Origin of the sequence: Streptomyces sp. NPDC048565 (assembly GCF_040650935.1) — a bacterium.
GTDB lineage: Bacteria > Actinomycetota > Actinomycetes > Streptomycetales > Streptomycetaceae > Streptomyces.
The window spans coordinates 87,412-106,728 of the sequence record NZ_JBEZIH010000017.1; the positions used below are offsets into that span (position 1 = coordinate 87,412).

At 71.2% G+C, this 19,317-nt stretch carries 19 protein-coding genes; 7 read left to right on the forward strand and 12 right to left on the reverse strand.

The features are described from left to right. The first annotated feature begins 177 nt into the window (after positions 1 to 177). Positions 178 to 1,563 carry a hydrolase gene (locus AB0C75_RS21105; protein WP_362892983.1) on the forward strand — a complete coding sequence of 462 codons (1,386 nt, stop codon included), beginning with the start codon at positions 178 to 180 and terminating at the stop codon, positions 1,561 to 1,563. 34 nt (positions 1,564 to 1,597) lie between these two features. On the opposite strand, the gene AB0C75_RS21110 is transcribed toward AB0C75_RS21105, so the two are convergent. From AB0C75_RS21110 to AB0C75_RS21120, 3 genes are all read right to left on the reverse strand, one after another. Continuing rightward, on the reverse strand, positions 1,598 to 3,727 hold the full coding sequence (locus AB0C75_RS21110) for an ATP-binding protein (RefSeq protein WP_362892985.1): 2,130 nt from the start codon (positions 3,725 to 3,727) through the stop codon (positions 1,598 to 1,600). After that, positions 3,724 to 4,407 carry a DUF4255 domain-containing protein gene (locus tag AB0C75_RS21115; RefSeq protein ID WP_362892987.1) on the reverse strand — a complete coding sequence of 228 codons (684 nt, stop codon included), beginning with the start codon at positions 4,405 to 4,407 and terminating at the stop codon, positions 3,724 to 3,726. Before AB0C75_RS21115 ends, AB0C75_RS21110 begins: the two co-directional genes overlap by 4 nt. Positions 4,408 to 4,571: 164 nt before the next feature. Continuing rightward, positions 4,572 to 5,231: a response regulator transcription factor gene (locus tag AB0C75_RS21120; protein ID WP_362892989.1), complete on the reverse strand. Its 660-nt coding sequence runs from the start codon at positions 5,229 to 5,231 to the stop codon at positions 4,572 to 4,574. A 337-nt stretch (positions 5,232 to 5,568) separates the two neighbouring features. Here AB0C75_RS21120 and AB0C75_RS21125 point away from each other — a divergent pair, with 337 nt between their 5' ends. Beyond that, complete coding sequence (locus AB0C75_RS21125; RefSeq protein WP_362892991.1) at positions 5,569 to 8,313, forward strand: AAA family ATPase; 2,745 nt, start codon at positions 5,569 to 5,571, stop codon at positions 8,311 to 8,313. Between the two features lie 109 nt (positions 8,314 to 8,422). Here AB0C75_RS21125 and AB0C75_RS21130 read toward each other — a convergent pair whose 3' ends face one another. Further along, a complete protein-coding gene (locus AB0C75_RS21130) occupies positions 8,423 to 9,076 on the reverse strand; it encodes a helix-turn-helix domain-containing protein (protein ID WP_362892992.1) in 654 nt (217 codons plus the stop codon). A gap of 59 nt (positions 9,077 to 9,135) precedes the next feature. Between AB0C75_RS21130 and AB0C75_RS21135 the strand changes: the two genes are divergently transcribed. Continuing rightward, positions 9,136 to 10,089 (forward strand): NAD(P)-dependent alcohol dehydrogenase, encoded by a 954-nt coding sequence (locus AB0C75_RS21135; protein ID WP_362892994.1) that lies wholly within the window; start codon positions 9,136 to 9,138, stop codon positions 10,087 to 10,089. Positions 10,090 to 10,176: 87 nt separating this feature from the next. On the opposite strand, the gene AB0C75_RS21140 is transcribed toward AB0C75_RS21135, so the two are convergent. Both AB0C75_RS21140 and AB0C75_RS21145 read right to left on the reverse strand, forming a co-directional pair. Beyond that, positions 10,177 to 10,830, reverse strand: coding sequence for a response regulator transcription factor (locus tag AB0C75_RS21140; protein WP_362892996.1), 654 nt, complete (start codon positions 10,828 to 10,830; stop codon positions 10,177 to 10,179). A gap of 35 nt (positions 10,831 to 10,865) precedes the next feature. Beyond that, positions 10,866 to 12,647: a histidine kinase gene (locus AB0C75_RS21145; RefSeq protein ID WP_362892998.1), complete on the reverse strand. Its 1,782-nt coding sequence runs from the start codon at positions 12,645 to 12,647 to the stop codon at positions 10,866 to 10,868. Positions 12,648 to 13,034: 387 nt separating this feature from the next. On the opposite strand from AB0C75_RS21145, the gene AB0C75_RS21150 reads away from it, so the two are divergent. Then, on the forward strand, positions 13,035 to 13,274 hold the full coding sequence (locus tag AB0C75_RS21150; protein ID WP_362893000.1) for a hypothetical protein: 240 nt from the start codon (positions 13,035 to 13,037) through the stop codon (positions 13,272 to 13,274). Positions 13,275 to 13,359: 85 nt separating this feature from the next. Here AB0C75_RS21150 and AB0C75_RS21155 read toward each other — a convergent pair whose 3' ends face one another. Together AB0C75_RS21155 and AB0C75_RS21160 are read right to left on the reverse strand one after the other, a co-directional pair. Further along, entirely contained in the window at positions 13,360 to 13,626 is a 267-nt protein-coding gene (locus tag AB0C75_RS21155; protein ID WP_362893002.1) for a DUF397 domain-containing protein, read from the reverse strand. Beyond that, positions 13,607 to 14,449 (reverse strand): helix-turn-helix transcriptional regulator, encoded by an 843-nt coding sequence (locus AB0C75_RS21160; protein WP_362893004.1) that lies wholly within the window; start codon positions 14,447 to 14,449, stop codon positions 13,607 to 13,609. Before AB0C75_RS21160 ends, AB0C75_RS21155 begins: the two co-directional genes overlap by 20 nt. Positions 14,450 to 14,567: 118 nt before the next feature. Between AB0C75_RS21160 and AB0C75_RS21165 the strand changes: the two genes are divergently transcribed. Together AB0C75_RS21165 and AB0C75_RS21170 are read left to right on the forward strand one after the other, a co-directional pair. Then, entirely contained in the window at positions 14,568 to 14,807 is a 240-nt protein-coding gene (locus AB0C75_RS21165) for a hypothetical protein (RefSeq protein WP_362893162.1), read from the forward strand. Beyond that, the gene (locus AB0C75_RS21170) at positions 14,797 to 15,030 is read left to right on the forward strand and encodes a hypothetical protein (protein WP_362893006.1); all 234 of its coding nucleotides are present in this window, start codon (positions 14,797 to 14,799) and stop codon (positions 15,028 to 15,030) included. The genes AB0C75_RS21165 and AB0C75_RS21170 overlap by 11 nt, the downstream gene beginning before the upstream one ends. Here AB0C75_RS21170 and AB0C75_RS21175 read toward each other — a convergent pair. The 3 genes from AB0C75_RS21175 to AB0C75_RS21185 form a co-directional block, all read right to left on the reverse strand. Continuing rightward, positions 15,005 to 15,994 carry a hypothetical protein gene (locus AB0C75_RS21175; RefSeq protein WP_362893008.1) on the reverse strand — a complete coding sequence of 330 codons (990 nt, stop codon included), beginning with the start codon at positions 15,992 to 15,994 and terminating at the stop codon, positions 15,005 to 15,007. The genes AB0C75_RS21170 and AB0C75_RS21175 overlap by 26 nt on opposite strands. A 97-nt stretch (positions 15,995 to 16,091) precedes the next feature. Continuing rightward, entirely contained in the window at positions 16,092 to 16,445 is a 354-nt protein-coding gene (locus AB0C75_RS21180) for a PRC-barrel domain-containing protein (RefSeq protein WP_362893009.1), read from the reverse strand. Positions 16,446 to 16,607: 162 nt separating this feature from the next. Then, positions 16,608 to 16,775 carry a hydrophobic protein gene (locus tag AB0C75_RS21185; RefSeq protein WP_362893011.1) on the reverse strand — a complete coding sequence of 56 codons (168 nt, stop codon included), beginning with the start codon at positions 16,773 to 16,775 and terminating at the stop codon, positions 16,608 to 16,610. Between the two features lie 226 nt (positions 16,776 to 17,001). On the opposite strand from AB0C75_RS21185, the gene AB0C75_RS21190 reads away from it, so the two are divergent. Then, a complete protein-coding gene (locus AB0C75_RS21190; RefSeq protein ID WP_362893013.1) occupies positions 17,002 to 17,607 on the forward strand; it encodes a Uma2 family endonuclease in 606 nt (201 codons plus the stop codon). 38 nt (positions 17,608 to 17,645) lie between these two features. Here AB0C75_RS21190 and AB0C75_RS21195 read toward each other — a convergent pair whose 3' ends face one another. After that, positions 17,646 to 19,292 (reverse strand): PTS transporter subunit EIIC, encoded by a 1,647-nt coding sequence (locus AB0C75_RS21195; protein WP_362893015.1) that lies wholly within the window; start codon positions 19,290 to 19,292, stop codon positions 17,646 to 17,648. Positions 19,293 to 19,317 lie beyond the last annotated feature (25 nt).

Below are 19,317 nucleotides of genomic sequence, written 5' to 3' on the forward strand. Positions count from 1 at the left end.
CCTGATCGGGGGCACTTCCATTGCCCACAAGGGCACTTCTGTACGACCGGGGCAGTCCTGTGCGACCGGATCCCGGTCTCTGCCGAGGCAGTTGTGCGCGCTCGGCGTGACGATCGGGCAACGACGGTGCCCCTGAGCTTGCTGACTCGACGCCTGGGCCCGCCATAGCCTCGCGAGGTGAGCCTCTGGACCTCCCTCGAGCCCGTCTCCACCACCGTCGACCCCGGCAGCAGCACGACAGTACGGCTGCGGCTGCGCAACACCGGTGACGTGGTGGACGAATACCGCTTCGAACCGATCGGTGCCATCGCCCCCTGGACCATGGTGGAGCCGCAGTCGCTGCGCCTCTACCCGGGCACCACGGGCTCGGTGGACCTGACGTTCGCCCCGCCACGCACCTCGGACGCCACCGCGGGGCCGAATCCGTACGCCGTGCGGATCACGCCCACCGAGCATCCCGAGGCGGTGACCGTCCCGGAGGGCAACCTCACCATCACCCCGTTCACCGAGGTGCGGGCCGAGCTGGTGCCGCCGGTCGTCAAGGGCCGCTTCCGCGGCCGGCCCAAGCTCGCGGTCGACAACCTCGGCAACACCAAGGTCACCGCCTCGCTCAGTGGCAGCGACTCCGGTGACCGGATCTCGTACGAGATCCAGCCGAGCAACGTCCAGGTCGAGCCGGGCCGGGCCGTGTTCGTCAAGGCGACACTGAAGCCGAAGCAGATCATCTGGTTCGGGCCGAAGGAGGAGCAGCCCTACGCGGTGGCGCTGCGGCGCTCCGGCGCGAACAACGTGGATGTGAACGGCACCTATGTCCAGCGTGGGTTCCTGCCGCGCTGGCTGGCGACCGTGCTCGGTCTTGTCGTGACGCTGGCCATCGCGTTCGTCGCGATCTGGATCGCCTACAAGCCTCAGGTGAAGAGCCTGGCGGGGGAGAAGTCCGATCAGTCCGTCAGCGCCATCCCGCCGCCCAAGGAGAGTGCCCCGCCCGAGTCCTCGGCTTCCGCCCCGGCGCCCGAGGACTCCCCCACGGCCGAGGACAAGGGCCCTGGGGACAGCGGTGGTGGCGGTGGCGGCGCTTCGAAGTCGGCGAAGCCGCCGGAGCGGACGGCGGCCGTCGCGGTGCACGAGATCGCCGCACTCAGCGAGGGCCGCCACATCTGCTACCGCGTCTACGTGACGGACAGCGGCTGGACGGACCCGGTGTGCGACGGTGACACGGCCGGCAGGATCGGCGAGGGCCGGCCCATCAAGGCCATCAACATCGCGGTCTCCAAGGCCGGGGACATCCGGGGCAACGGCGCCTATGTGGCCGACGGCTGGAAGACACCCGACTGGACGGGCGCCAAGGCCGACAAGAACCTGTACCTCGGCAGTACCAAGGAGAGGGACTCCGCGATGGAGGGGTTCACCATCGGGGTCGCCGACGGGAGCGTCTGCCAGGACAGCAACCTGAAGGACAAGGGATGGTACGGCCATTCCTGCACCAAGCCCGGTGAATGGGTCTACAGCGGCAGCCCCATGAATCTGAAGATCCCGCTGGAAGCCATCAGGCTCAACGTGTGACGAGCGCGGCCCGCCGCGAGGCGGGCCACCGCTCTCACCAGTTCGCCTCGCCCGGCACCAGCCGTCCCGCCTTGCGGTACTCGCGGCGGGCGCCCTCCAGCAGGTCGTCCGCGCTGACCGGTTCGTCCCGCCCCGCGGCGAGGTAGGCGGCCGTGACCACCGCGCTGCGGATCGTCCCACCGGCCAGCTCGAAGTCCTCGGCCAGGGGGGCGGCGTCGATCTCGGCGACGGACGGGACGTGCGACAGGCTGTGGTGCCACAGGGCCAGCCGCTGGCCGGCGTCCGGGAACGGGAAGTCGACCACCAGGTCGAGACGGCGGGTGAACGCCTCGTCGATGTTGGAGCGCAGGTTGGTGGTGAGCAGCGCGATGCCGTCGAAGGACTCCAGCCGCTGGAGGAGGTAGGAGCTCTCCATGTTGGCGTACCGGTCGTGGGAGTCCTTGACCTCCGAACGCTTCCCGAAGACCGCGTCGGCCTCGTCGAAGAGGAGCACGGCGTCCGTGCTGTCGGCCTCGGTGAAGATCCGTTCCAGGTTCTTCTCGGTCTCACCGATGTACTTGTCGACGATCGACGACAGCTGGATCACGTAGAGGTCGAGGCCCAGATCGGCCGCGACGACCTCCGCCGCCAGTGTCTTCCCGGTGCCGGACGCTCCCGCGAACATGCCGACGACGCCACGCCCGCGCCCTCCGCCCGCGCTGAGGCGCCAGTCGCCGAGCACCCGGTCGCGGTGACGGGCGCGCAGGGCGAGTTCGCGCAGCTGGGTCAGGGGCTTGTCGGGCAGGACGAGGTCTTCCCAGCCCACCGCGGGCTGGATCCGGCGGGCGTGCTTCTCCAGGCCGGACGCCGACTGCTGGCGAGCGGCGAGCCGGATGTGGTGGGCGGTGAGCGGGGTTCCGTCGAAGTCGGCCAGCGCCAGGGCGGCACGGGCCGCGCGGCCGATGCGCTCACCGCCGAGGTGGTACGGGGCCACGGTGGCGGCCAGGTCGAGATGGCCGGCGCCAGGACCCAGCGCTGCCTGCCAGGCGTCGGTGCCGCCGGCCGGGCGCCGCGGCGCCTGGAGCACGAGCGGGTCGCGCGACGACCACTGCGGGTCGTACGGGCGGGGGTCCGCCAGCAGCACGGTCACGTCCGTCGCCCCGGTCAGCGCTTCGACCAGCGGGCCCGGCCGGTCGGGCAGACCGGACACCACGACCGCCCGCCCGCTGAGGCGCGCCTCGCGCAGCAGCGCGCGTACGTGGTGGTCGTCGTCGCCCTGGGCGACGGGGGAGCCGGACGCGCCGGACGGGTCGTGGGGGTCCGTGGGGCCGGCCGGGCCCGAGTTGCCGGTGTGGCTCGAAAAGCGCAGCGCGTCGATGCCCACCGTGCGCAGGGCGGCCGCGAGCGCGGCCAGGCCGTCACCCTCCCGGTGTTCCCGGAGGTAGACGGCGAGCGGCCCGTCGTACAGCCCGGTGGCCAGCTGCCGGCCGAAGGTCTCGTCGTGCTCGGCCGTGGACAGCGGGTCCGGCATCGGGTGCAGTCGCCCCCGCAGCGTGGCGTCCGGGGTGTCGTCGCCGATGAGGTGTGCGGCCACCCGGTCGGGCACGGACAACGTACGGGAGAGGAAGGGGCGTTCTGGATCTTCGACGTCCAGCAGACCGAAGGCGCGCAGCGGCGCCGTGGGATGGAGCCGTGCGCGGGCGTCCGGCAGATGGGCGGGGAGCCCGCACAGGTCGAAGGCGAGGCCGGCCGTGGCGCGGCGTCGGCTCACGTCGTCGTTGAGGTAGCCGTAGAGCGGTTCGAAGGAGCGGTCGAGGTCGGGGGCGAGTGCGATGAGCAGGATGGCCGTGTCCAGCTCGGTCAGCCGCAGCCTGGCGGCCGTCCTGGCCAGCCGGTCGTCGGCGTGGGCCTGGGCGTCATCAGCCCGCCCGTCCGCCGCCGGGGTGCCGCCATCCGCGTCCGCGTCCCGGTCCGCGCCCCCGGCCGCATCCGCGCCCGTGTCCGTGTGCAGCAGCCGCAGCACCGTCTCGTCGGACAGGTACAGGCCGCGCAGCGGGTCGTCGGCCGTCGGGTCGGTGGCGGAGCGGCGTTCGACCAGCGTGGCCACCGACCTCCGCAGCGCGTCCAGCCGGGTGAGCAGGGGGAGCGAGGGGTGGCGTTCAGGGGCCTTGAGCGAGGTGTTCAACGCTGCTTCTCCGCTCGGCGGGCGGCCACCGCCTCCTCGCGGGCGGCGCGGGCCGCCGCCACATGGTGGGGCCGGTGGGAGCGTCCCACGGGCTCACGGCTGTCGCTGTCCATGTCGCGCACCCCGACCGTCGCGCCCTCGGTGACCGGCGGCCCGACGTCGTACTCGGGGAAGGCCGGGAAGGGCGCGGTCACCACGAGGTCCAGGGACGGCTTGAGCTCGCCGCCCAGCGCGGACCAGATCTCGGCGAAGGAACGTGACTCCGTCTGGAGGCCGGCCACCGTCAGCGGCAGGGTCAGTCCGAGCCGTCCGAGTGAGCCGGGGAGTTCGTCGGGCGACAGCAGTTCCCGGGGGAGCAGCGTCGCGAGCACGGCGGACAACAGCCGGTGTTCGTCCTGCGGGGTCTTCGTCCAGGCCGTCACCAGGTACGAGAGCCGGAACCAGCGGGGCGGCTGGCTGCGGCGCACCACGATGTTCCGTTCGTCGAGCACCGACGTCTGGCCGCGCTGCCGCCGGGCCACGTCCTCCCGGATGTCGTACAGGTACGTGTTGACCACAGGGGCATTGCGCCGGGCCGCCCAGTCACGGGTGGGCGCCTCGAAGGACACCTCGATACCGGAATCTGTCAGCGCCCCGCCGGTCAGGAGCCGCTTGAGGACCTCGTCCACCTCGTGGATCACGCGTGCCGCTCCCGCCCTGCCGTGGTGCCTGTCGTACCGTCCGGCTCCGTCCGGTGCCGTCCACCACCGATCGTGCCCTGTGTGCCGCCCGGAACCCAGGCACGCCGGGGACGGCCGGCGGACAGCGGTTCTGCCCTGGAGCCCGCCTGCGATTGCCCCGACGGTCAGATGTAGCCCTCCCGAAGGGCGTGGGCGACGGCGTGCGCACGGTTACGCAGATGCAGACGGGTCGTGAGTCCGTGCATCACGTTCTTGACGGTGCGTTCGGAATAAGCCAACTTTCCGGCTATCTCGCCGGTGTCGAGTCCCTCGGCGACGAGCCGCAGCACGTCCACCTCGCGGGCCGTGAGTCCCAGGGAGGGACTGCCGTGGCGTCCGGCGCCGCCCCGGTGCAGGGTGCCCACCTGGTTGATCAGCCGGCCGAGCAGGTCGGCGGGCAGGTCGCCCTCGCCGCGGGCGGCAGCGAGTACCGCCTGCACCAGCCGGTGGGCGGTGGCCTCACGGCGCCACACGATGGCCCCGACGCCGCACTCGATGACGTCCAGCAGCTCGTTCTCGCGGATCGTGTCCACGACGAGCACGGCACGCGCTCCTTCACTGCGCACGACTCTGCGCAGCCGGGTGAGTGCCGTCTCGTCGAGCACGTCCTCGATCAGCAGAGCCACCGTGCCGGGGCGGGACTCCTCGCGCAGTTCGACCTCCGGGTGCCGGCGCAGCTGGCTGATGGCACCTTCGCGGCTGATCGGGTCGGGGGCGGTCACGGACACGGGCACCCGGCCGCCCTGGGCGGCGGTGTCCGAGGTGGTCCGAGGTGAGCTGAGCAACCGATTTCCTCTGTTCACGGATCCGTTGTGAGCGAAACGCCACCACGGATGGGACGTGATCCACACTTCTGCGAGTGTCGCAGCGTTCGCAATCGTGGAGGACCACGAGGCGGACCACGAGAGAAAGGTGGAGGCACCGTCCGGCATTACATCAGGGCTGGTCAGCGACGTGCGAGAGCCTCGCGGACGCGGCATGCGGAACCCGCAGTGAGCCTGGACACACCGCCGGTCGGCGGGCCGGTTGCCGACCCGGTGTGTGGGTCATATCACGCCACCCCGGCCCGCGTCTGTACCTCTGACACAGCGACGGCGCGCACCATCTTCTCGGGAGGCCTCGATGATCCACGTGCTGCGCGAACGCGGCGACGCACACAATCTGTTGGCGGCCGAGAGCGCCCGCGCCCTCGACGGCGCGGGCGGCCTCGTCCTGCTGAGCGGCGCCACCGGGACCGGCCGCACCGCCGTGCTGGACGCCGCCGCCGCGCATGCGGAGAAACGCGGCCTGCGGGTGCTGCGTGCCCGCTGCTCCCCGGAGGACACCGGCGCGCCCCTCTCCACGGCAGGCCGACTCCTCGGCCACGTACCGGAATACGCGGGCATGCCGTCCGCCGACTACCACCGCAGAGCGGCCCGGCTGTGGGAGCTGCTGGACACACTCGCCGCACAGTCCCCCCTGCTGCTGGCCGTCGACGACATCCACCTGGCCGACCGGTCCTCACGCCGCTGGCTCGCGGAGGCGGCCCGCCAACTGGACCGGCTGCCGGTGCTGCTGGTGGCGACCGAGCGGCGCCAGTACGACATCGACCCGCAGCCCAGCGGCTTCACCCACGCGCTCTCCGCGTCCTTCGTCCGCACGCACACCCTCGCCCCGCTCACCGACATGGCGGCGGCACAGATGGTCGAAACCCTGTTCCCCGGGTCGGACCCCGAGTGGACGGCGGACTGTGTACGGGCCGGCGCCGGCCTTCCGCTCCTGCTGCTCGCCCTGTTGGACGATCTGCGCGGCACTCCGCCCCTCCCGCTGCCGGAGACCTGCGCCGCCCTGTACCCGGGGGCGTATCCGGCGGCGGTCTCCTGGTGGCTGGACAGCGCAGGGAAGGCGACCGCCGATGTGGCCCGTGCCTTCGCCGCGTTGGAGGAGGTGGCCGCACCGGACAGCGCCGCCGATCAGCAGGTCCTGCTCGCCGAGGCGACCGGCGCCGACCCGGCCCGGGTCGCCGGCTGGCTCACCGCGATGACCCGGCTCGGGCTGCTGCGCACCGATGCCGCCGGGCAGCGCCACTACGCCCATCCGCTCCTGCGGGACGCGGTGCTCACCGGCTGGCCGACCTCACGCCGGCAGGCGGTGCATCTGGCCGCCGCCGAGGCGCTGCTGTCCCGGGGCGGTCGGGTGGAGGCCGTCGCCCGCCATCTGCTGCGCGCCCCTGCCGTCGGCAGGCCGTGGGCGCTGCGCGTCCTGCGGGACGCGGTCACCGTGGCCATCGACGCCTCCCGGGCCGACGACGCCGTCCGCTATCTGCGCCGGGCGCTCGACGAGCCGCTGTCCGACGGCCGCAGGCAGCGGCTGCTGACCGAACTCGGCTCCCTGGAATACCTCTCGGCCGACGCCGGCGCGGCCATCTCACGCCTGGCCGAGGCCCTGGACCTGGAGGGCGAGCCCAGCGACCGGGTGCACACCGCCATCGCCCTCGGCACCGCCCTCGCCGGCCAGGGTGAGGTCCGTACGGCCATGGGCATGCTGCGCCGGACCGAGGCAGGTCTGTCCGGGCACCCGGGGCTCGCCCGTACCGTGCAGGCGGCGTCGGCGATGCTCTCCGACCACGACCAGGTCCAACGGCAGGAGGCGTACCGGTGGCTGGGCGAGTCCGCCGCGCGCTCCCCGGAGCTCGTCGGCACCGCCGGACAGGCCCTCCTCGTCCGGTACGCCGCGACAGCCGGGCTGATCTCGGCACAGGACGCGATGGCGAAACTGCACGCGCTGCTCGCCGAGCCCGCCGACCCGACCGGCGAACCCTTCCTGGTGGGCACCGCGGCGGCCGTCGCCCAGTGGGCCGACGAACTCGACGAAGCCGAACGGCTCGTGGAACGCGGCCTCGCACTCCAGAGCTGCTCCCGGCTGCACCCGATGCGCCTCGCCCTGGTCAACATCCGTGCGGACATCACCGCGGCCCGGGGCGACCAGGCCGTACTGCTCGCCGACGTCGCCGACCTGCGCGTCGCACGGTCGGGCACGGGCCCCGACAACACGGACGCGCATGTACTGATGGCGCTCGTGCACGCCGACCGAACCGACGAGGCACAGCGGCTCGCCGCCGGGTTCGATCTGCGCCGTGCGCGGGACTCCTGGGAGCTGAACCGCTTCCTGTACGCCCGGGGCCTGCTGCGGGCCGCCGTGGGCGATTCGGCGGGCGCGCTGCACGACTTACTGGAGTGCGGGCGCCGCCAGCTGGCACGCGAAGTGATCAGCCCCGTCGTCACACCGTGGCGCTCCGCGATCGTCGAATGCGGGCCCACGACGGGGCGCACCCGGGAGGCCCTGCGTCTGGCGGAGGAGGAACTGCGGCTGGCCCGCATCTGGAACACCCCGCGCACGGTGGGCCGCGCCCTACGGGCCCTGGGCACCGTGACCGGCGGACGACACGGCCTGGAACTCGTCGGGGAGGCGGTACGCACCCTGCGCGCCGCCCCGGCCGACACCGAGATGGAGCTGATCCCGGCGCTGCTCGCGCAGGGCCGCCAGCTCATCGGCGTGGGGGAGCGCTCCCGCGCCCGGGACTGCCTGCGCGAGGCGGCCGAACGCGCGGAACGCAAAGGCGCGTTCCGCCTCCACGCCCAGGCCTGCCGAGCGCTGCGCGAGGGAGGCGGACGCCTCCCCGCCTCGGCACGCACCGGGTCCGCCGCCCTGACGGGGAGCGAGCGCCGCATCGCCGAACTGGCGGCCGACGGGCGCACCAACGCGGAGATAGCCGAACTGCTGCACCTGGCCCGCCGCACGGTGGAGACCCACCTCACCCACGCCTACCGCAAGCTGCGGATACGACGGCGCGCCGAACTCACGGGCGCGCTGGACCCCAGGACGTGACGTCAGGACGTGACCCCAGGACGTCACCCGGGACGTGAACCCGGGACGTGAACCCGGGACGTGACTCCAGGGCGTGACCTGGGAGCCGGGGCCCGGTCCGTGCCCCCGCTCAGCCACCGGCTCCGTGGATCCGGCCGAGATCCAGCCGCGCCGGCGGCGGCAGGGCCGCGACCGTCTCCGCCCGGAAGGCCTGGAGCAGGTAGGCGGCCAGGCGCCGGGACGCCACCGCCGCCTCCTCCTCGCCCGCACCGGTCGCGACGCCGCAGTTGGCGAGCAGCAGCAGGGTGATGTCGCTGGGTTCGAAGTCCTGGCGCAGCCCGCCCGCGTCCTTGGCCCGCCGGACCAGCAGGGCCAGGCTCTCCTCGGCGCGGGCGCGTTCGCCCGCGAAGTCCAGCTGGTCGGGGAAGTCCGTGAGGAACGCCTGCGTGAACCCCCGGTCCACCGCCTGCATCAGGCAGACCCTCTCCAGCACCGTGCAGAACCCCCGCCAGGGGTCCGGGTCCGCCAGCCCCTCGTCGAGCACGGACACGCAGTGGGTGAGCTCCTCCGCGAACGCCTCCGTCACGAGCGCGTCGCGGGTGGGGAACCGCCGGTACAGCGTGGCGACCCCGACCCCCGCCCGTCGGGCGATCGCCGCCATGGGCACATCGATGCCCTGCTGCGAGAACGCCTCACGCGCGGCCCTCAGGATCCGGTCACGGTTCTCCCTGGCATCGGCGCGCAGGCCGTCACCTGGCGGCTTGTGAGAGGTCTGATCAGGCATGTTTCTCACTTTAGCCCAAACGGAGGGGTCCATCCGTTTACCCGCTTAGCCTGGAAGACATGAACGACATGCGCGCGGCGCTCTACGACAGTTACGGACCTCCCGAGGTGCTCCACGTCGGCACGGTCCCGGTCCCGGTACTCCAGCAGGGCCAGGTGCTGGTCCGCGTCCACGCGGTGAGCGTCAACGGCGGCGAGCTCTACGGCCGGGCCGGGCGCGTCCGCCTGGTGACCGGCCGCAAGTTCCCCCAGCGCACCGGGATCGACTTCGCCGGCGAAATCGCCGAGGTGGACCCCGCCGTCACCGGGCTTCGGCCCGGCGCCCGCGTATGGGGCGTCCTGCCCCGCACCTTCGGCAGCGCCGCCGAATACATCGCGGTCCGCCCTCGCAATCTGGCCTACGCCCCCGAGAACATCAGCCTCGTCGAAGCCGCATCCCTCCCCGTGGGCGTGACCGCCATCACCGCGCTCAGGACCAGGGGGCGCCTGAAGCCGGGCCGGCGACTGCTCGTACGCGGCGCGAGCGGCGGGGTCGGCAGCATCGCCGTCCAGCTCGGCAAGGTACTGGGCGCCCATGTCACGGCGCTCGCGGGCCCGAAGAACCTGGACTTCGTCCGGGAGCTCGGCGCCGACGAGGCCTTCAGCTACACGACCACCGGGCCGTCCGACCTGGGCCGCTTCGACGTCATCATGGACACCGCAGGCACCGAACTCCGGGCCTTCCGGCGGCTGCTGGCCCCCGGTGGCCGCATGATCTCCATCTCCTTCGACATCGACCACCTCGCCGCGAGCCTCGGCTACATCCTCGCCTCGACGGTCCACGGCCGTGGACGCGTCCAGTTCTTCAGCGACAACCCGAAGCACGACCGGCTCGCCGAACTGGCCGCCTACGTGGAGAGCGGCCAGATCCGCCCCGTGGTGGACACCGTCCACCCGCTCTCCGAGATCGCCGCCGCCCACCGGGCACTGGAAGCGGGCGGCGTACGCGGCAAGCACGTCATCCAGGTGGTCTGAACCCTGGCGCTCCGAATCCTGGCGGTCCGAACCCTGGCGCTCCGAATCCTGGCGCTCCGAACCCTGGTGGTCCGAGCCGCCCGGCACTCACACGCCCAGGCCCGCGTCCCGGGCCAGCAGCGCGGCCTGCACCCTGTTCTCGCACTCCAGCTTGGCAAGGATGCGGCTCACGTACGCCTTCACCGTCGCCTCGCTCATATGGATCCGCTGACCCGCGTCCGCGTTGGAGAGGCCCTCGCCGAGGAGGGCCAGGACGTCGCGCTCGCGGCCGGTCAGTTTCTCCAGCCTCCGACGGGCGTCCTCCGCCCGCTGCGTCGTACCGCCGGTGGCCAGCGAGTCCACGACGTGCCTGGTGGCACCCGGCGACAGATACGCCTCCCCGCCCGCAGCCGCCCGCACCGCGCGTATGAGCTCTGCGGGGGCCGAGTCCTTCAGCAGAAAGCCGGCGCTTCCCCCGGTCAGGGCGCGCAGCACGTTGTGCCGCTCCCCGAACGTCGTCAGAATCAGTGCCCTCACCTGAGGGGCCGCCCGGCGCAGCTCACCCAGGGCCGTCAGCCCGTCCATGACGGGCATCTGGATGTCCAGCAGCGCGACGTCGACCCGCTGGGAGCGGGCGAGTTCGACCGCCTCATGGCCATCGGCGGCCTCGGCGACGACGTCGATGTCGTCGGCCGAGGAGAGGATCATCCGGATGCCTGCCCGGATCAGCGGCTCGTCATCGGCCACCAGCACCCTGATCACGACTCTCCTGAGTGGTTCTGATCGGTCATATTCCCTCAGCCGGCATCGAAGGACTTCTTCTCGACCAGCTTGCCGTCCTTGAAGCAGAACCGGAACACCGGGTCCGCGTCCCAGCCGTCCCCGAGCTCCGTGGACATGAGGGTCAGGCAGGTCGCACCGTCGGGCTCCGGCGGCGCTCCGGCACCCGGGTCCGTGTTCATGAACGAGTCGCCGTGCGGCAGCGAGTCGCGGACGGACTGCTCGGACTGACCGATCTTCACCGCGTCGTACTGCGCGGGTTCGATCATCGCCTTGTCCGACTCGCGTACGAGGAAGACGACCCCGACGATCACCGCGATCACGATCACGACGCCGACCAGGGCCGCGATCCCGCACCCGATGGCTATGCCGTTGCTCCTCTTGGTCCTGTTCACTGCCTTGGCCAACTCCTTCGGGAGACCGTTCCACTCGATGACCGGTCCAGCCTCACCCCCGGAGTCCGCCGGATTCTGCGCCCGAAAGTCGTCCGGCGGAGCGACGAACGTCTTCCTCGCTTCACCGGGCGAGGTGTACGGGAGGACGCCGGCCAGCCGGAACCCACCGTCGGCCGTGGGACCCGCGTGCACCATGCCGCCGACGAGCCGCGCCCGCTCCTCCAGGCCGGTCAGCCCCTGGCCGCCGCTCGCCACACTGCCCGGTGCCGGTTCCGCCACCGGGCCGTTGGCGACCTCCACGACCAGTGAGTCCGGCTCGTACCGCAGGCCTATGGTGATCGACGCGCCCGGCGCGTGCTTATGGGCGTTGGTCAGGCCCTCCTGGACCACGCGGTACGCCGCGTGGTCGGCGGTGGTCGCGAGCGGGCGTACCTCGCCCGAGCGCCGTATCTCCACGGCCGTGCCGGCCTTCCGGGACGTCTCGGCCAGGTCGTCGATGCCCGCCACCCCACGGGACGGCGCCCCCGGGCCCTCACCGCCCGCGCCCAGGGGACCCGCCCCGGCGGGGGAGGCCTCCGCCCCCACACCGTCCCGCAGTACGCCGACCACGTCGCGCAGTTCGTGCATCGCGGCCACCGACGCCTCACGCAGCACGCCGACGGCCTCGCGCTGCCGGCCCATCAGCTCGCGGTCCACCTCCAGCGCACCGGTGTGCACCGCGATCAGCGCCAACTGGTGGCCGAGGCTGTCGTGCATGTCCTGCGCGATGCGCTGACGCTCCAGCATCCTGGCCTGCCCCGCGATCATCGCTCGCTCGCGCAGGAGCTGGGCGTTGTACTCGTGGAGGGTGTCGGTCAGGGTCCTGCGCTGCGACCAGTAGCGTCCAGTGAGTCCCGGGACGACGACCGCGAACAGGATGAACATCCCGGCGATGGCCAGGACCGGCAACGACGCGTGCGATTCCCAGGCCGCGGTCAGGCCGAGGGCGAGGCCGTAGGCGAGGGCGAAGACACCGCTCGCCCTGCCGATACCGTCGATCCGTCGCCCGGCCGACCAGGCGACGACGACGAGCAGAGGCGCGAACCCGAAGAACGGCCCGGAACCGGCCGCGGCCGCCAGCAGCACGGACGCGGGCAGTCCTCGGCGCAGGAGCGACAACAGCCCGGCCAGCAAGCCGACACCGACGGCAACCGCCGTGCTCTCGTCGTCCACAAGCCCGGCGCCCACCCCCAGCAGGGCGAGTACCAGGCTCAGGAACGTTTCGGCCACGATGCGCTCGGTCGGCCACATCCCGGGCGCGAGCAGAGCGCGGCCCGGTACGGCCGACCAGGACGCCAGCCGCGTCCTCACCGCCGATGCGAGGGGGGTCGGGCGCGCGGGGGTCATGGAATCCAGACGAGTCACACGCTCACGGTAGAGACCGCCGACCCGACACCGCTGTAGCCATTGGTCGCGACGCAGGGCGACGAAGGTCGTTCCACCTCCGGGTAATGCCTTCTTCAGGGGTTCGTCCGGGGGGCGTAACAGGGCTTGGCGATCTTTGTGGCAGCCGTTGCGGATGTGATCAGATGACCAGCGCCCGGGGAATCCCCGGTGCGTACCAGTGTTTTGCCTGGTCGCGATCCATGACCGTTGTGCAAAGCGCGAGGCGTATCAGCTGCGTCGCCCTTCCGGCCCGGTATCGACGCGGGCCGGGGCGGTAGGACGGGCCGCGTGTTGCACCGAGCCCGTCCCCATCCGTGGCCGCGTGCCCTTCGGCGCGCGCGCCCTCAGGCGAAAGAGAGCGAAAACATGCGCAAGACCCTCATCAAGGCCGCAGTTGTCGGCGCCAGCGTCCTGGCGCTTTCCGGTATCACCGCGGGAGCGGCCCAGGCGTCCGTGCAGGGCCCGGACCTCATCGGAACCGGCAACCTCGACGACTGCACGAACTGGGGCAAGGCGCTCAAGAGCGCAGGCGAGGTCGAGGACTTCGCCTGCATGGTGGGCTCCAAGCCCAACACGTTCGAGCTGACCCCGTTCTACGCGAGCTGATCCGCTCCGACTGACCGGCCTGCCGTGGCCAGACCGGCTTCCCCGGCGGAGCGCGCCCGCCGGGGAAGTAGCCGGCCGGGTCGGCTCAGCCGCGCTTCAGGCCGGCGACGAAGACGGACCAGGCGTCTGCCCGGAACACGAGCGCGGGGCCGTCGGTGACCTTGGAGTCGCGGACGGGGACGACGTGGGGGAGACCGTCGGCGACTTCGAGGCAGTTGCCGCCGCTGCCGTCGCTGTAGGTGGACTTGCGCCAGGTGGCGACCTCCAGACAGTCGCCGCCGCTTGCACCGCTGTACGAGGACTTGTGCCAGGTCGCCGTGGTCAGGTCGTAGTCAGAGCTGCTGATCTTCATGGGCGTAATCCTCCGCCACCGCTTCGATCAGGGCCAGGGACGCTTCCGGTGACAATGCGCTGGCCACGACTAGATCGTAGGTCAGTTCGTACTGCCGGACGGTAGCCGGATCGTCCCGCAACTGCCCTGCGCCCAGGCTTTGCAGATAGGCGAGAGGAGGAGCGCCGGAGAAGGACATCAACTTCAAGGGGCCTTCGAGGGCCATGTGCGCACCGGCTGAGAACGGCAGGATCTGCACGATCACGCGATGCCGGTGAGCCAGGGCGGCAACGTGCCTGAGCGCCGTGGCCATCACAGCCTTGCCACCCTTGTGGCGGCGCAGCACCGCTTCATCGAGAACCGCCCAAACCAAGGGCGTTGTTGGATCTGCCAGTAGCTGTGCTCGCTCCAGCCGTGCCGCTACCAGTTCGTCGATGGCCTCCTCGGTCGCAGTCGGCAGACCGCCACGGAACACGGCCCGCGCATACGCCTCCGTCTGGAGGAGCCCCGGGATCAGCAGGGGCGCGTACTCCCGGATCGAAGTCGCTTCGCGCTCCGCCTCCGCAGCCTCCGCGAAGTGGTCCGGGTACTTGGACTTCTTCAGGGCGGCGCAGTTCCGCACGAAGAAGCCGCCCGCGCCCAGGACCTCGTCCAGCTTCTGGGCCTGGTCCAACTGCATGCGTCGCGTACCGGATTCGAGCTGTCCGATGAAGGAGCCGCTGACGAACAGCGGAGCGCCGAGGTCCTCCTGGGAGAGGTCCGCGGCCTCCCTTCGGTGACGGAGTTCGGCGCCGAGGAGGGCGCGGGGTGAGGAGGAGGGGTCCAGCTTCTTCGGTCCGGGCAAGGCGACTCCCTGTGACACATCAGCGGGTGTTGGAACTGCGCCTCTTCCACGGTAGCGAGGAATTGACCACGCTGAGTACGCATAGCAACTACTCAGCGTGGAAATGGGGAAGATCATGATGACGGCTACGGAACGGCGCAAGGAAGCAGCGAGCAGAGTGCGGGCGGCGGAGGACGCGGCGGCCCGGCTGCGGGCCGGGCTCGCGGGGGTCGGCGTGAAGCTGCCGTCGCTGCGGATCGACCCGGTGTCGTGCGCGAGCAACGAGCCGACCCCGCTCGTCGACCTCGGTCGGTGCTCGGTCGAGACGGCTCTGCGGCTGAGCGCGCAGCTCGAAGCGAAGGCCGCACATGACAGTTGAAGGACTGGAGCCGTGTACGCCCGAGCCGGGGACGTTCGCCGTGGACGGCAGGGACGGGCGGATCGGCCGGGTGATGGGCCGAGTCGGACCGTACGTACAGCTGCGTCCGCCGGGTGGCGGCGCGGAGTGGGACTGCCCGCCCGAAGCCGTCCGGCCGGCCCCGCCGGGGCTCGTGCTGCGGGCTCGGGTGCGGGAGATCAACCGCGAGGGGCGGCTGCCGTGAGGAGCCGCCGGTGGAGGACCGTGAGGGCGGTGTGCGCCGGCGGAAGGATCAGGGCGCCGGCGAGCAGCAGGGCGACGGCGATCGGGACGAGGAGCCCGACGACGTACGCGGCGTAGGTGTTGTCCGGGCCCCACTCCAGGAAGACGGAGACCGTCGCGGAGCGCAGGGGCCGGGCGGCGAGGTGGAGCAGCAGGTACAGCCCGACGGCGAGTGCGCCCAGGGGCAGGGCGAGGGCCATGGTCCGGAACCAGGCGCCGATCCGGCCCCAGGTCAGCGACCAGGAGCGGCGCAGCGAGGCAAGGGGTGCGAGGCCTTCCGTCGCGGCGGTGGCGGGGGCCAGGGCCCAGCCGAACCGGAGCACCAGCGTCAGCACCAGGCCCAGCAGAGGCGGGCCGTAGCGCAGCAGGGGGAACAGATGGGGGTACTCCCACTTGGGGACGATCGCGGTGTACTCCCGGAACGTGGTGGTGGTGAAGTACTCCTCCACCAGGATGCCGAGCACCAACGGGGCCCACACGAGCACTCCGCGCAGCACGTACACGCCCAGGACCGTACGGAAGGGGCCGTGCCCCTGGCCGCCGGTGGCCGCACGGGCGGACGCGGTCTGGATGGCGGTGCATCCGAGGTGGAGCAGGAGGATCAGGAACGGCAGGCAGGCGAGGAGGGTGAGCCACATGTCGTGCACCCGGCTGCCGTCGGGGGCGTAGGAGTCCTCGTCGATGTGGGCCTGGATCGCGCCCAGGCGGATCGCGGTGAACGTGGGCCAGGTGACGAGGAACGCCACGACCGTCACCAGCAGGCCGCCCAGCGCGGCGACTCCGGCGGCACGGGCGGCCTGGCCGTACAGGGTGAGCCCGTCGCGGCGCAGGACGGCGAGCGTCGTGCGGACGACGCCGGGTCGTGTCCCGTGCTCCCCCTCGGTGCGTCGTCCCTCGTCGGGTGTTGCTGCCGGCCCGTGCGTCATGTCTGTTGCTCTTCCGCCGCTTGTCGTCTCTGAGCTGTGGGTTTCTACACAGACAGATGCCGACGGACCGGCGATCGGTTCTCCGGATGACCAGGAGTCACAGGATGCGGTAGTGGTCGTAGTAGCCGCTGACCTGGGCGTGGTAGCCCGGATCGTTCGCGTGCGAGTGCCTGTCGAACTCGGGGGAGTCCTTGATCTGGTCCTTGGTCAGGTCGACGCGTATCTTCTTCTGCTCCGTGTCGATCCCCTTGATCGTGCCTGCCGGAAGCAGGACGTCCTTGCCGAAGATCCACACTCCGGTGTCGACGATGAGATAAGAGGAACCCGCCTTGTCGGATTGCTTGTCGACCTTTCCGATACTTCCGTCCGTCGCCTCGACCGAGAATCCGGTCAGGTCGGCGCCGGCGGTGTGACCGCTCGTGGGAGGAAAGCTCCACAGATTGTCGCGCATAACTGGCTCCTTCCGCGACGGATAAATGAGCTGTACCGCTCACCATTTCGGCTGCCCGCAATCATCCGGCCCACACCCGGCGAATGCCGCGGCCACAGAAAAACGCGGGTGGCCCAGGTCCCGAAGGGCCTGGGCCACCCGCGTCGTTGCTGGTCGAGGTCTCTACCAGCGGTACCACCGGCCGCGCTTGCCGCCGGTCGTCGGGCGGACGAGAAATCCGACCACCCATACCACGAGCACGATCACTGCGATCCACCACAGTGCCTTGAGCGCGAAACCCGCACCGAAAAGGATCAGGGCGAGCAGAAGAACGAGAAGCAGGGGAACCATTGTTATCAACCTCCGCAGCACCTAGTGCCCTGAAAGCAGTTCCCTACACACCCGCTCGCTCGAACTTGCGATTCCCGGCCCTCCCGAGCCTTTTTCGGCGTGCAGGACACCCGGTCCGGGATCGGTGCGTGCGTCACACGATCGTGGGACGCTGGTGGGAGCGGCGGAACGCCGCACCGACGTCGATCCACGCTTCGATGCCAGGCCACAGGAGAAGGGACCTGCGATGACCGCCGCGATGGTCGAAAACGATCAGGACTCCGAAGGCCGCCCGTGGGACTACCTGCTGCGGACCTGGCAGGAACTGGACGTGCCCGAGGGGTGGCGCGCCGAGATCGACGAAGGGCAGATCGTCTTGATACCGCCGCCTCACGCGCATCACAACGGCATCGCCGCGAAGGTGCAGCGCCGGCTCTACGCGAACCTCCCCGAAGAGTTGGAGGTCTACCAGACGCTGGGCGTCCACGTCGCGCCACTCGACAAGCTCTATGTTCCGGATCTCGTCGTGATGCCGGCAGAGCTGATCGCGGCCGCGGACCCGGAGACCAGCGACCCGATGGACGCGTCCGAGGCGCTGCTGATCGTTGAGATCACGTCCAAGGGGAACGCCCGCGAGGACAGGACGAAGAAGTACCGGGCCTATGCGCGGGCAGGCGTGCCGATGTACCTCCTGATCGACCGCTTCGACACCCGTGGTGCGATGGCCACGCTGTTCACCGAGCCGAATGAGGACGGGACGTACAAGCACTCGGACCCCGTGCCGTTCGGCAAGCCTCTGGTGCTCCCCGCCCCCTTCGACGTCTCCCTGCCCACGGCGGACTTCCCGGCCTGAACCCCCTGGCGCCGCCGCCCCCCCCGGCGTCGCTCGGCTCAGACGCCCGCTGGTTCCTTCGCGGGGGAGTCGCCCGAGGCGGTGCCGCTCCCGTCGGACCCGGAAGCGGACCTGTCGTCGGCCGAGACCAGGGACGGGTCCCGTTCCTGGGAGACGTTGAACTCAGTCAGCAGCGCCTGGCTGAAGCCGAAGAAGTACGTCGCCACGAATCCCGCGACATACCCGACGAGCAGCCCGCCCGCGTAGATCGCGATCGTGGAGCCCAGGCCGTGGTTGCCGTCCAGGAGCGGGAACAGGGCCCACCCGGACGGGCCGATGGCCGTCGAGCCGACCGAGTCGCCGAGCTGGTTGAACAGCCCCACGAAGCCCCCGCCGAACGCGCCGCCCACACACGCCGTGATGAACGGGCGGCCCAGCGGCAGCGAGACGCCGTAGATCAGGGGCTCGCCGACACCGAGCAGACCCGCGGGCATCGCGGACCTGATGGTCTTGCGGATCGACTCGTTGCGGGGGAGACGGAGGTAGACCGCAGCCGCCGCACCGACCTGGCCCGCTCCGGCCATCGCGAGGATCGGGAGCAGGACCGTGAAGCCCTGCTGCTCGATCAGCGTCGTGTGGATCGGGATCAGGGCCTGGTGCAGGCCCAGCATCACCAGGGGCAGGAAGAAGCCGCCGAGCAGGAAGCCCGCGCCCGCGCCGCCCGTGGAGAGCAGCCAGTCGGCGAACGTACCGATGGCGGAGGAGACCTCACCGGCCACGTACATCAGGCCGAAGATCGTGACGAGGCCGGAGATCAGGACCGTCAGCGTCGGAGTGACCAGGACGTCGAGGGCCTCCGGCACCCAGCGGCGGCACCACTTCTCGACGTACACCGCGAGGACCGCCGCACCCAGCGCGCCGAGGACGCCGCCCTGGCCCGGGGCGAGGGTCTGGCCGAACGCATGGATGTCCGCGACACCGGGGAAGACGATGATCGCCGCGACCGCGCCGCCGAGAATCGGCGTACCGCCGAACTCCTTCGCCGTGTTGTAGCCGACGAAGACCGCGATCAGGGCCATGAAGCCGGAGGCCATCGCCGCCAGGGCGGGGGTGACCGACGTCAGCCAGCCGAGGTTCACCAGCAGCCCGTTGAGACCGGCGATGATGCCGCAGCCGATCAGGGCAGGAATCAGCGGGACGAAGATGTTCGCGATCTTGCGCAGGAACAGCTTGAACGGGGTGGCGTTCTTCGCCTTCTGCTGCGCCTTGAGAGCCGCGCCCTTACCGGCGAGCTCCTCGGCCGTGTGAACGGGGACGGACGCGGAGCCGTCGGGCGCGGAGCCGTCGAGCGCGGCGCTGCCCGATGCGGGACTGCCCGACGCGGGACTGCCCGATGCGGGAGCTTCGGACGCCCGGCCCTCGGGAGCCCGTTCCCCGGAAGCCCGGCCCTCCTCGACCAGGCGCTCGAACTCGGGGGTGACCCGGGCGACGGTGCCCGGGCCGAGGACGATCTGATACGTGTCGTCATCGACCACGCCCATCACGGCGGGGACCGCCTTGAGCGCCTCGTCGTCGACGAGGGAACGGTCGTGCAGGCCCAGCCGGAGCCGGGTCATGCAGTGGGCGATCGAGCTGACGTTCGCGGCGCCACCGACAAGCGGCAGGATCGCGGCGGCAGTGGCGCGGTTCTTGTCTTCAGTAGCCATGGTGCGTGGTGCCTTGCTGTGCGGG